General features: G+C 42.1%; 10 protein-coding genes. 4 read left to right on the top strand and 6 right to left on the bottom strand.

Features of this window, described 5'->3' with window-relative positions; translation table 11 throughout:
- Nucleotides 1–32 precede the first annotated feature (32 nt).
- On the top strand, nucleotides 33–1,769 hold the full coding sequence (locus VB836_RS05935; RefSeq protein WP_323218461.1) for an iron uptake porin: 1,737 nt from the start codon (nucleotides 33–35) through the stop codon (nucleotides 1,767–1,769).
- A 216-nt stretch (nucleotides 1,770–1,985) separates the two neighbouring features.
- Here VB836_RS05935 and rpaB read toward each other — a convergent pair whose 3' ends face one another.
- Nucleotides 1,986–2,747, bottom strand: coding sequence for a response regulator transcription factor RpaB (gene rpaB, locus VB836_RS05930; protein ID WP_323218460.1), 762 nt, complete (start codon nucleotides 2,745–2,747; stop codon nucleotides 1,986–1,988).
- 326 nt (nucleotides 2,748–3,073) lie between these two features.
- Here rpaB and VB836_RS05925 point away from each other — a divergent pair, with 326 nt between their 5' ends.
- Nucleotides 3,074–3,319 (top strand): ribbon-helix-helix domain-containing protein, encoded by a 246-nt coding sequence (locus tag VB836_RS05925; RefSeq protein WP_046278759.1) that lies wholly within the window; start codon nucleotides 3,074–3,076, stop codon nucleotides 3,317–3,319.
- Nucleotides 3,320–3,535: 216 nt separating this feature from the next.
- On the opposite strand, the gene VB836_RS05920 is transcribed toward VB836_RS05925, so the two are convergent.
- Entirely contained in the window at nucleotides 3,536–5,557 is a 2,022-nt protein-coding gene (locus VB836_RS05920) for an FHA domain-containing protein (RefSeq protein ID WP_323218459.1), read from the bottom strand.
- A 76-nt stretch (nucleotides 5,558–5,633) separates the two neighbouring features.
- On the bottom strand, nucleotides 5,634–6,164 hold the full coding sequence (locus tag VB836_RS05915; RefSeq protein WP_323218458.1) for an FHA domain-containing protein: 531 nt from the start codon (nucleotides 6,162–6,164) through the stop codon (nucleotides 5,634–5,636).
- Nucleotides 6,165–6,436: 272 nt separating this feature from the next.
- On the opposite strand from VB836_RS05915, the gene VB836_RS05910 reads away from it, so the two are divergent.
- A complete protein-coding gene (locus tag VB836_RS05910) occupies nucleotides 6,437–7,312 on the top strand; it encodes an SDR family oxidoreductase (RefSeq protein WP_323218457.1) in 876 nt (291 codons plus the stop codon).
- On the opposite strand, the gene VB836_RS05905 is transcribed toward VB836_RS05910, so the two are convergent.
- From VB836_RS05905 to VB836_RS05895, 3 genes are all read right to left on the bottom strand, one after another.
- Nucleotides 7,309–7,734, bottom strand: a complete 426-nt coding sequence (locus VB836_RS05905) for a lysozyme inhibitor LprI family protein (protein ID WP_323218456.1) — start codon at nucleotides 7,732–7,734, stop codon at nucleotides 7,309–7,311. The two genes, VB836_RS05910 and VB836_RS05905, sit on opposite strands and share 4 nt — an antisense overlap.
- Before the next feature lie 208 nt (nucleotides 7,735–7,942).
- Complete coding sequence (locus tag VB836_RS05900) at nucleotides 7,943–9,283, bottom strand: MFS transporter (protein WP_323218455.1); 1,341 nt, start codon at nucleotides 9,281–9,283, stop codon at nucleotides 7,943–7,945.
- Between the two features lie 364 nt (nucleotides 9,284–9,647).
- Nucleotides 9,648–10,919 (bottom strand): glycosyltransferase, encoded by a 1,272-nt coding sequence (locus VB836_RS05895; protein ID WP_323218454.1) that lies wholly within the window; start codon nucleotides 10,917–10,919, stop codon nucleotides 9,648–9,650.
- A 508-nt stretch (nucleotides 10,920–11,427) separates the two neighbouring features.
- Between VB836_RS05895 and VB836_RS05890 the strand changes: the two genes are divergently transcribed.
- Nucleotides 11,428–13,203, top strand: a complete 1,776-nt coding sequence (locus tag VB836_RS05890) for a fatty acyl-AMP ligase (protein ID WP_323218452.1) — start codon at nucleotides 11,428–11,430, stop codon at nucleotides 13,201–13,203.
- The last annotated feature ends 4 nt before the right edge of the window (nucleotides 13,204–13,207 follow it).

Genomic DNA, 13,207 nt, shown 5'->3' with positions numbered 1-13,207 from the left:
TTTGCATAACATTCATTTATGTTAGGATTACCATGTCAAATCGTCTCAAAAAATATAAAATATCGCTGACTGTGCCATCGGCTGTTCTGAGCTATCTTCTATTTATGTTATCTCCGGCAATGGCGCAAGAAATGTTCAACTCAAACGTTTTGAGCGAAGAATCTTTAAATAATTCTGAGGAATTTCCCTTAGAAACCTCCCATTTAGAGTTGTCTAATTCAATATCAGAAGTCCCGGAAACTCCCGTTCAGCAAATTGATACCCTATCCAGCAGTCCCCCACCCGGTTTGAACAGAGACAGAATCATCAATGTTCACGAATTGCAAGATATTACTCCCGACCATTGGGCCTACGAAGCCCTGCGTAATTTAGTCGAAAAATATCGCTGTATTGGCGGCTTTCCGGGGGAAACTTTTCAGGGAAATCGGCCGATGAGCCGCTATGAATTTGCGGCAGGTTTAAATGCTTGTCTGCTCAAAATTAGACAGACCCTTGGAAGTTTAAGTAATAAATTTGCCGACGAAGAAGACTTTATCGCCATTCAAAGATTAACGGAAGAATTTGCAACCGAAATCGAAGAGGTTACGAGCAAAATCGATGATTTAGAAGAGCAAGTCACTTTTCTAAAAGAGCATCAGTTTAGCCCAACTACAATTTTACGCGGCGGAGTTGATTTTAATTTAATCAGTGCTTTTGGCGATCAAAAAGCAGTTTCTCCAGGAACAGAATCCCGAGAAGATTTGGATGAAATCCCCACATTTTCTGAGCGAGTTGTACTAATTTTTGATACCAGTTTTACCGGAAAAGATAGATTGCGAACTCAACTAATCGCGGGGAATGTTAGCAGTTTCGGTCTTGGCGTTACCGGTACCGATATGACCCGTTTAATTGGGACTACAAATACGGGCAATGATATCCGCTCCGGAACAATATTTTATCAAATGCCTCTCGGCAGTCGCGGCATTTTTGCTGTGGCTCCGATTGCGGATTTTCCGACTCGGATTTTTCCCGCTTTTAACCCGGTTAACTCGATCTCAAATTTTGGAGCAGAAAGTCCAATTTACTCCTTTGCTTTCGGTACCGGTGCGGTGGTTTACTATAATTTTACAGACAAAATCGGCGGCGGGGTGAGTTATTTAACGACTTCCGGTAGAGATGCGAGTGCCGGATTATTTAACGGTCAATATACGATTTTGGCTCAGTTGAGCTATACTCCTACCGATGGATTGGGAATGGCTTTAACTTACGGTCGTTATTATGCCCCAGATCCCGCTTCAACCATTGATTTAACCGGAAGTAAAGGTAGCGTTTTTGCTCAGTTTCCTTTTGGTGCAAATACCCCCACTTCTTCTAATGCTTTGGGCTTACAACTAACTTATAAACTCACCGATAAATTAATCTTGGGCGGTTGGTTGAGCTACTGGAATGCTGTTGCTGAAGGCTCTCCTCAGATCACCGAGGGTGTAAATGCTTCTCAGGGTTCTCATGCAGAAATTTGGAGTTGGGCAATTACCGCTTTTTTGGTCGATTGGGGTAAATTGGGATCTCAATTAAGTATTGTTTTCGGTATGCCCCCCAAAGTTACCAATAATGATGTTCTTGATCGGGAAGATCCGGATACATCTTTACATTTTGAGGTTTCTTATCGCTACTTAATTACCGATAGAGTTTCTGTCACTCCGGGATTTTTGCTAATTACCAATCCCGAGCATAATTCAGACAATCCTGCGATTGGAATTGGTTTGGTCCGAACTCGGTTTACATTTTAAGTCGTCGGATAAGAGAAGTTGTCTAAAACAGAGGCGATCGCTTTCAGTCAATCCTTTGAACAAACTGAATGCGATCGCCATTAGTTTTGTTTTTGTATGAAAGTTCAGACCGTTAATCCAAACTTCAAATTAATATCAAATCAGACTTTGAGATGAAAATTGCAATTTTAGCGTTTGTTTTTCTTCGGAACCCAAATGTTTAAAAAATAGATGTGCTTAAGCTCCAATAGCTTCCTCAACAATCGGCAAGCGTTGAGAAGCGTAACCAATACCCCGCACGGTTAAAATATACTCGGGATTGCGCTGATCTTCTTCAATTTTGGCCCGCAGACGAGCCACATGAACATCAACAACTCGCATATCGGCAATGCGTCGCGGTGCGTAACCCCACAACTCCTGAAGAATTTCCGAACGAGAAACCGCCTCACCTGAATGCTTCAAGAGCAGTTCTAAAAGATTAAACTCAATGTAGGTTAGAGGGATCAACTTATCACCCTTGTAAACCCGTCGTTTAATGGTATCCACTTGCAGAGTGTCCACTTGGATGGTTTCTGTACTGAAGTCCCGAGCCGCATTTGTCTCTCTGAGACGACGTAAAATGGCTTGAATACGCGCTTCTAATTCTTTGGGTGAAAAGGGCTTCGTGAGATAGTCATCCGCTCCTAATTCCAAGCCTGTAATCCGATCCGCCACATCTCCCAAAGCGGTTAACATAATGATCGGAACGTCCGATAGAGTGCGAATTTTTTGACACACTCCATAGCCGTTGAGTTTGGGCATCATTACGTCTAAAACCAACAAATCAGGATTTTCGGTTTCAAACAGGTTCAGGGCTTCCCGACCATCGGCTGCGGCTACAACTTCATAGCCGACCATCGAAAGACGAGTGGTGAGAATGCGCCGAATAGCAGATTCGTCATCTGCAATCAGGATTTTGCCGGAGTTACGTTTTTGTTCGGATTGTAATTGCGTTGTCATGTCTGCTCCCATAGATAGATCGATCGGCTTTCGGTGCAGGTTGAATCGGTTCTCAATCAACAAGCTGTTTCAGGCGAGTCTAGATGTCCAAGCTGTCATCTGATTCCCTGTGATAACAGTTGTTATCATATTGTTATCATACAACGGTGACATAAATTTAAAAATTTTGCAATAAATCAAAAAATTTAACAAAAATTTACAAAAAAATGAGGACTGACTATTCTTTTTACGAATTAATACTATGAGACCGATAACGATTTAGCAATAGGCTGGTATTATCGAGGCATTGTTGATGTTGATTGTCCAAATGTTCCTCAACTAAAACCATGCCCAATCCCTTTTTAGGAGTTAGGATTCCTCCTGAATTACACGAAGCATTGATGGCACGGGTCAAAGCAACTGGACAATCGAAGTCAGACCTGGTGGTTGAGGCTTTAAGAACCTATTTAGGAATGGCCGATCAACCTGATAAAATTTCCGAACTAGAGAGTCGCCTAGCGATACTGGAACATCGACTCGACACTCTCGGTTCAGGGTCTCACGTTCACGACATCCAGGAAGATATTAAATGACCCTCACTCTCAGACAAATCTTGGCTCAAAAAAATAGAGTTTTAGGCAACTATGCAAAAAAAAGTAAATTTGTCAAGTTAAAAGCGTAAAAGACTTTTTATCAAAAAGTGTAGCAATACTTAACAATCAGTCACCCGTCTGGTAGGGACAATTGATCAATTGCCCCTACCAGTTAACAGTTTTTTCCTGACTTCTGACGGCCTATTGCCTGTTCAACTAAGGGGATTGATTCATCACCCATTTAAACCATTGGTTAAATGACCTCAATATCCCCAATTTTTTAACATTAGGAGCCGCGATCGCCGCTAAACTGCTAACAGACTGTAACGCCGCATATTGTAACCCTAAAAAGCTATCAACAGCCGCATAAGGCCCGCCTAATGTAATCGCTCCGGCGGCATACATTCGACCTTTTGGGGTTGAACTTCCAGGGGAAACGGTCGCCGTTTTTCCCGTTGGCAAAGTCACGCTAACCGAACGCATTTCTACTAATTCAAAATCATTCGCCACTTGCAAACGACCCAGAGCATTAAGCGGTAAATTATAATGAGTCACTAAATCATTTAATAAGGGATTTGTTTGAACGTGAGCATCTAAACCCGTCGCATCAATAATAAAATCAGCTTCTAATTGAATTTGTGCTTCAATTCCCTGTTCCCGAATAGTCGTTAATGTCCGTTCACCTGCTATTTTTTCCACCTGTTCAACTCGACCAAACACAATCCGATACCAACCTTGAATCAATCCTTGATTCACAATTTCTCGCCAGTCTTGACGACTCGCTGTGGTGGTTCCCCCCCAACTTTCTAGTAATTGTAAGCGCCGTTCAGCATGAGCCATTTCTAACTTCTCTCGCAATTCTCCACCCCAACAAGCTTTCGGCCAATTAAACGGTTGAAATTCAAAATGATTTTCGACTCGACGCTGGGATTTTCCAAATTGATTTCCGATGGCTTTTGGCGATCGCATTAAATGCAGAATTTTAATATTAGAATTGCGTTGTCTCGCCTCATAAAGTCGCTGAATAATTCGAGAAGCCACAATTCCCCGTCCGCGTAAAATCACCGTTCCGCCTAGTTGTTCAAGCTGTTTATAAATATGTTCATGCTCCTCATAGGCATTGACAACGCTTTTAAAATCTCGCGTCATTTCGCGGTAAGCTTGTAAATCAGGGAGAAACTGAATCGCTGGATATCCAGTTGCTAAATGAACATATCGTGCGACAACAAAACCCCGTTCTCGTTTATCCGCCCGTGAACGAGAAATGGCGATCGCATAACGCCCATCATTTGTTTTCCTAATTCCTAAAACTCGTCCGTAGCGATAAATTTCTTGCCAACTTATGCGTTTAATTTCACGATCAATCGAATCAAAAACATTTTGCGATCGCGGTGTATAAGTCTCTGCAAAAGTCGGTTCGGCAAAAACACGCCATAGTAATTGTAAAGCGATTAATAACCGTCCGTGAGAGATTTCACGATAAGCTTCCCGCACCGCATAACTTGGCCAACCCCAAATATTATCAGGACAAGAATCAGAATTTGATCGCAAACGTTCGTGAGGCGGAATTTGAGAATTAAGACACAAGCGTTGATAACGGGCATAGGGCTTTTCTTCCATTCCTAAAGCGATAATTTGGCTAGATTTTACCCCCGAAATTCTCAATAAATCTGCCCAAATAAAACTTCCTAACCCAGCCCCAATGGTCAAATAATCTATTTCCTCAACAGGTAATCCTGTGGCTTGTAACGTTGAAGGTGAGACTTGAACCGCGTGTAAAAATTCCGTAGGCGGGAAACTCTGATTAACCGGAGTAATCAGTTGAGGTTTAGCGGTTAACGGATCAGGTTGATTGGTATTGGGATTAAAAAAGATCTGTGAAGGTCCCGGTGAAGTATTAGAATTCAGAGAACTGGTGACAAAAGAAACCAGAATGTTATGATTCTCAATTTGCAGGGTATCTCCGTCATTTAAAATAGTTTTAGCTTGACGAACTCCGTTAATAAAAGTACCATTTCGACTACCAATATCAGTCAGGATGAGAGTGTCATTTTCCAAAGTTATTAAAGTGTGAAAGCGAGAAACCCGATCTCCTTTCAACACAATGCGAGACACCCGATGTCCATCAATTGTACCCGGCATCCGGTCAAACACTCGTCCAATGGCAATGGGAGGCCTTAATACAGGGGTTCGCCATTCATTTGTTATCGGATCTCGCCAACTGAGTCGAATTTCCATGAGAAAGAGGGAATCAAGAATAGTTTGAGTTTGGCATCTCCTATTTTCTCCTACTCTCTCCACTTCCTAATCAATTTTACTGAGGAGACAATACGATACTCCTTGCCGCCGCTAACGAAGTTCCACACCAACGACAACCTAAGTCGATCTGTTCATAGGGAGAAATGCGATCACATTTCGGACATTGTAAACCATATTGAGGAGTTGAAAGTTGGGGTTGGGGTGAGTCAAAGGAGGCATCTGGAGAAAATAAAATAGTCGGTGGAATTTCCTCTGTTGTGGAAATAGAAACCACTTCAAGTTCAACTTGTCCTAACCAGAGATGACTACCCGGGTTGAGGGTTGCTTCTTGAGAATGTAAAAATTGACCATCAATTCGCGGTGGGTTTGTTTCTCGTAAACTCCGCACTCTAAACTGATGAGATGAGGGATGAAAATAAACTTCTATATGTAACCCGGAAACGGTAGGATGAGATAAAACGACATCACAGCGATGAGGATCTCGTCCAATGCGAATCCTACCGGGATATTTACTGGGTTGTTGCTCTTTAAACGTTTGGACGTGCAGTTGATTGGCTTCTATCCATTTTAAGGTGAGTTCGTTCACAGGACTTTCTAAATTTAATAAAGTTTACTCAATTAAAAATACTTAATACAATAGGTCGATCAATCCTCGGGTTTGACGAGGGTTTGACCTGATATTTGCTTCTGTTGATTCTGTTTCAATTCTATCCACAGGATTCGTTAAATGCCAAGACGTTATTCAGGGTTTAAGCCAAATCCCCGATTTCCCAAAAGTTCTCAGGTATTTTAACCGATCACCCCAACTTGCCCTTTTTTTGATAAACTAACGAATAAAATCAGTTAACTAAAGTTTAAATGAATAAATTATTGGTAACAGGCGCAAGCGGTTTTCTCGGTTGGAATATTTGTCAGGTGGCTGCCTCTCAATGGGAAGTTTACGGGACTTACCGTTCAAAATCGGTAACAATTCCGGGTGTCAAAACCCTTCAACTTGACTTAACAGACTTTGACGCTTTAAAATCTATCATTGAGGAAATAAAACCTACCGCTATTATTCACACTGCCGCTCAATCTAAACCCAATTATTGCCAACTTCATCCCGAGGAAACTTATCCGATTAATGTGAGGGCATCGGTGAATCTTGCCGGATTATCTGCTGATTATTCTATTGCTTGTGCGTTCACTTCAACGGACTTAGTTTTTGACGGTTTAAACCCGCCTTACAAAGAAACAGATCCCGTTTCTCCGATTAGTGTTTATGGTGAACAAAAAGTAGAAGCAGAACAAGGTATATTAGAACGGAATCCTCAAATTGCTGTTTGTCGAATGCCGTTAATGTTTGGAAAAGCTTCACCCCATGCGGGAAGTTTTATTCAGGGATTTATTCAGACGTTAAAAGCAGACAAAGAACTGCAACTGTTTACCGACGAATATCGAACCTCTGTGAGTGGAACGACTGCTGCAAAAGGATTATTATTAGCCGTTGAAAAATCAACAGGAATCTTACATCTAGGCGGAAAAGAGAGACTGTCTCGTTATGATTTTGGGCGAGTCCTAGCAGAAGTTCTTGAACTTCCCGTTGAAAAGATTAAACCCTGTTTACAACAAGATGTACAAATGCCTGCTTCTCGTCCGCCTGATGTATCTCTCGATAGTTCTAAAGCCTTTGAATTAGGCTATAAACCCTTATCGATTCGGGAAGAATTAGAAGCTTTAAAAGGTGAAGTTTAACGTTGGCTGAGACTCGATAAATACTGTTTTAATTCAGAAGTCCGTTGAGCAGTGACTCGTGTTAAACAGTTGGTTAATAACAGCCCTTCTGCGCTTCCTCCTAGAGCTTCACTGGCTTCATAACTACAGCTTTTATCTCGAAACTGAATCCAAGACCGTTGAGCAGAAATCAAGCGTTGTTTGCGTTGACTTTGATTGCTGAGATTCGTCATCAACTTTTGGTAAACTTGATTCAGTTCTTTATCAATTTTAGCATATTTATCTTGGGCGCATTTTTTCATTTCGATTGTCGAGCCATCTTCGCGACATTGCACCGCTTGAGCAATTTGAACAGGTTCAGCTAAACTGCTCGACATCAAAGTAGAAAATCCCGAGAGGGTAATCATTACACTAAGGGAAACTGTGGTTAATGTTTTTAACATATTTTTCTGTTTAACCTGGTTATTCAAAGGGGTAGAATGAAGATTGTCCTACTCAAAATTACTCAATATTGAAATTTCAATCCGGGAAATTATTGTTAAAAATTTTAGTGATATTGTTTGTTAGATTAAAAACCCGATTTCTATTGAGAAACCGGGTGTTTGGGATCTATCCCAACGGCACTATAAATTTTGACAGAACCCGCCTCTACTATCCCGATACAACATTAGAAGCGATCGCATCAGGAAGTTCTTTTTCGACCCGACGCAGACGAGGCGTGCGATAAGCAACAATAGAAGCCCCAATATTCACCATACCGAGTAGAATTAACAACAGAGCAATTCCACGTCCTGGCCCAACACCAATCATTTTCCCAACACTATCAGCAAGTAAACCATTTTCAGCCATCATCGGTTCAAATAAACGATCCACTAACGGCCCAATTGTTAATTGAGTTGAAATCATCGCAGAACGTTCAATCAAGCTTTGGAGAGCAAAAATCCGTCCTTGCAAATTAATCGGGATTTTACATTGCCAAATCGTTTGACTAGAACTAATAATAATCGGTTGAGCAAATAAGTAACCAAAACCGCCAATTGCAGCAACCACTATAGACGCCTTAAAGCCACCTAAACACAGACACAAACCCTGCAAGCCAACAAACACTAAAATCCCGTAAACTCGCCGTCCGAGTCGTCCTCCCCAAGCACTGACAGCGATACTGCCAAACAGCATTCCACAGCCACTAATTGAAAGGACAATTCCCAATTCTGAACTTGAACCGAAACTCAAAACCAACGGCCAGAATACCACCTGAACCACGCCTTCGGTGAGATAAATGATGCCTGTAAATAGAATTAACCGATATAAACCGGGTCTTTCTGCGACATAATTCCAACCGGAAGTCACCTCATCCCAAACTAAAGCCAGAGAAGCCGTTTTTTCAGCAACACTTTGAACGGAAGTTTTAACCCGAGTTTCAATTGAAGCTTGTACATCGGGGAAATGCACCGCTAACAGGCTAATAATTGAAACGCTGAAGGTGCAGAAGTTTAGCAACAAGACACCCCGAATACCAATGCTTTGAACTAAAAATCCGGCAATGGTTGGGCCAAGAATCCGCGCCACCGCACGGGAAATTTGTACCATCCCATTCGCCCGACTGAGGTTTTGCTTCGGTACCAATTGGGCGATCGCTGCCGTATATGCAGGCCATTGAAACCCGGTACAAAATGAACCTAACGAAACGGCAATATAGATATGCCAAACCTCAAGCTGATTTGAGGTAGCCAGGACTATCAGAATAACCGCCATGACGCTTTTCGAGAAGTCACTGGCAAGCATTATCCATTTTCGGTTCCAGCGATCTACCAACACTCCAGCAAAGGCTGAAACCATCAAGTTGGGTAGGTGCATGAACACAATAGTCATGGCAAATTGGGTGATGGAACCTGTCTGTTGGTAGACCCATACACCCAGGGCAAAATCTGTAATATAGGTTCCCAAGACGGAAACAACTTGCCCCAACCAGATAATAAAAAATGTCTGCATAGGCTTTGCGATCGGTTGTGTCTGCTACAGATGAACTTAAGAAAAATTGACCCGCAATTTACAAGGGTTGTCAATGATTGTTGTTCATTGTGCCATTGACAATTGTCTAGAGTGAAAAAACACCCTATTGTCTTTTGATTGTGTTGCTGTCGTTTTCGCTAAAAGCGGGAATATTCCCGGAAACTTCTCAATATTGTTTGAAAGTTTACAGTTTGGGGGTGCAGATTCTGAAACTGTCACATACTCAGCACTTCTAGGGTTAAGTGATTGTTAGATTACTCTAATTTACTCCAGATTTGTGCAACGGTTATTCAGCAAAAATCCACTGCTCACCCCCTTAATGCTATTTTAGATCCTAAGTGTATTAAGTTTGATTAATTTTCAGATGAGATGCAGTCGGCTGAGTTGGCTTTTTCAGCTTGATTTGAGCCTCCCAAATCCCTACTAAATTCTTCACGGTTTGATCCCAACTGTAATCTGCAACACAGCACAAACCCTTTAAACCCATTTTTTTTCGCAAGTCTCCATTCTCAATTAACAGCTTTAATTTTTGGGCAAAATCTTCACCGTCTTGAGGGGTATATAACCATCCATTTTCACCGTCTTGGATATTTTCAACGACACCTCCCGCCCGAGGCGCGATCACTGGAATTCCGGCTGCAAAGGCTTCTAAGACGGTTAACCCTCGGGTTTCTTTTTCCGAAGCAGTGACGTGTACATCACTATTAGCTAGTAATGCAGGAACATCTGAGGGCGACACTCGACCCAACAACTGGACACTTGGAATTAATAAACTTAATTCTTGTTCAATCTGCGATCGCATTGGCCCGTCCCCGACAATTAAAACCGCAAATTGATCCGGATCTACCATTTTAACTAATCGTTCAAAGGTTCTCAAGGTAAACGCCCAACCCTTATCAGGAGTGAGACGCCCTAAGAAAATTAACTTCACTTTGCGATCAATATCTGTTAGTCCATAATGCTGTTCAAAAAACCTCTCTTGACGCAAATTTGGGTTAAACTGACTCGCATCAAACCCCAATAAATTCGCATATTTAAGATTTTTAATCCCCATTTTTAGCAACTTTTCTGCCGTAATTTTGCTGGAAACCAAAGTCAGATCATAAGCATTATAAATCTTGGCAAAAATTCGACTGACAATCCCTTGAATCATCGGAATTAGAACAGGCGGTGCGGGCAAAAAATCCTCAGCATATTCAATAAAATTCGTTCTAAAAAAACTTACACAAGGAATCCCAACCTTTTTAGCATAGTGAATTCCCGCCAGACGAAAGAAACCAAAAAATAAACGTTCCGGTTCATCAACATGAATCACATCCGGTTGAAAGTTCTCCAACTCTCGAACCACTGTCGGATAAGATTTCCAACTGACATTTCGTTCAAAATCAACTCCAAACATCGGCGTACTTTCTAACCCGATAACCCGCACACCCGGAAGAATATCACCGACATAATCCCGCCAATTCGGATAAAGATTCGCCAGAGGACTATAATCGGGATAACACACTAAAACTTCATGTCCCCATTGACTCAGCTTTTGAACTCGATACAGTCCACTAACGCTGACGCCATCTAAAACCGGGGGGAAACCCGAGGTAAGAATTGCAATTTTCATGGATTCATGTACATATTTTTCAAATCCGAGATTTATTTGACTCTAATTGGATATATCACAGAGATGGCATCGCTTATGCAATGATTCCCATTTAGGTTGGCTTGAGGAACAAATAAATCTTCGGTGGATGTCGGGTTTGAGACTTCACAGACAAGCGATCGCACTCAATAATCACCGCTTTTCAACAGTAGGTTGGGTTGAGGTAACGAAACCCAACACATACAAGATCATCAGGGGTAACGAAACCCAACACATACAAGATCATCAGGGGTAACGAAACCCAACACATACAAGATCATCAGGGGTAACGAAACCCAACACATACAAGATCATCAGGGGATGTTGGGTTTCATTCTTCAACCCAACCTACAGGAGATCATCCCAGAAATTTGAAAAATTATCGGGAATGTGCGTTAATTTAACAGAAAACCTATAATCAAAGTCGGTTTAACGGTACGGGAAAACGGACTTGAGGAAAAAATCTAGTACGGATGGTCTACCACAGTCGATGAATTACGATTTAACGCTCGTTAGCCTGCTGCGGGAGAGGGCGCAACGCTTACCCAACCAAATAGCTTATACCTTTTTACCCGATGGTGAAACGGAGTCTGGATCTCTCACCTACGCACAACTCGATCAACTTGCCCAAGCGATCGCCTCTCATCTTCAGTCTATCGGAAAACCCGGTTCACGAGCGCTCGTTATTTATCCCTACACCGATGGACTTGAATTTATTGCCGCGTTTTTTGGCTGTCTCTATGCAGGGTTTGTCGCTGTCACCAATAACCCCCCTCATTCCGCGAAAGATTTAGCGAAAATCTATCATCGCCTTCAGTCTTCTGAGTCTATTGTGATTTTAACGACTCAAGGGCTATTATCCCATCTCAAGCAACAAAGCCGCCAATACCCAGAATTTGAACCGCTTTTTACTCAGTTTCCCTGTATTGCTACCGATATTTTACCCCAGTCTCCCGCTTCTGACTGGATAGAACCCCAACTCACTCCCGATGACTTAGCCTTCTTGCAATATACCTCCGGTTCAACGGGAACCCCCAAAGGTGTGATGGTAACGCATCGCCACGTGATGCACAATTCCGCTTTAATTTATCAAGGGTTTGAACATTCTTCCCAAAGTCGCGGCGTGATGTGGTTGCCATTATTCCATGATATGGGATTAATTGGCGGTGTAATTCAACCGCTTTATGGCGGATTTCCGGTAACATTGATGTCGCCTGTTTCGTTAATTCAAAAGCCCATTAACTGGTTAAATGCGATTTCTCGGTATCAAGCCACAACAAGCGGGGGGCCGAATTTTGCCTATGATTTATTGTGTCGTCAAATTCAACCCGAACAGTTAGAAACCCTAGATTTAAGTCATTGGGAAGTTGCTTTTTCTGGGGCTGAACCTGTTCGCGCCCATACGATAGAACAATTCTCTCAAATTTTTGCAGATTGTGGTTTTCGTCGAGAAGCGTTTTATCCTTGTTATGGAATGGCGGAAACGACGTTATTTATTACGGGAGGACGCAGAAGTGAACCGCCGATTATTAAATATATCGAAGCGAAACAATTAGAAGAAAATTGCGTTATCGAAGTGACTCCAGAACATCCTAATTCTCGCCCGATTGTTGGCTGTGGTCAACCCAATTTAGGCGATGAAGTGATCATTGTAAATCCTCAAACGTTGACGGCTTGTAGTCAGGCTGAAGTGGGTGAAATTTGGGTAAAAGGGTCGGGAATTGGTTTAGGATATTGGAACCAACCGGAAGAAACGGAACAGATGTTTAGAGGGTTTTTGGGCGAAAAAGGGCCGTTTTTACGGACGGGAGATTTAGGATTTTTGCAAGAGGGGGAACTTTTTATTACGGGTCGCATCAAAGAAATGATGATTCTTTGGGGTCGAAATCGTTATCCCCAAGACCTGGAACAAACGGCAGAAAATAGTCATCCGGCGTTAAGAAAAGGCTGTGGGGCGGCGTTTTCAATTGAGGTAAATGAGGAAGAGTGTCTGGTGATAGCCTATGAAGTGGAACGGCGTTATTTAAAGTCGTTGAATGTTCAAGAAATTGTAACGGCAATTCGTCAAGCGATCGCAGAACAGCATACTGTAGAAGTTTATGGGATTGTGTTATTAAAAACCGCGAGTCTTCCTAAAACAAGCAGTGGTAAAATTCAACGTCGCACCTGTCGTCAGCAATTTTTAAATGGAGAGTTGGCGGTTGTCGGTGAATGGATGCAAAACGCTGAACAGAGTAGTCTGCAAGATTTAGCCAATCGCATTTAATTTT

Origin of the sequence: Limnoraphis robusta BA-68 BA1 (assembly GCF_034932365.1) — a bacterium.
GTDB classification, from domain to species: Bacteria; Cyanobacteriota; Cyanobacteriia; order Cyanobacteriales; family Microcoleaceae; genus Capilliphycus; species Capilliphycus robustus.
This window is presented reverse-complemented; position numbering and strand designations above follow the sequence as displayed.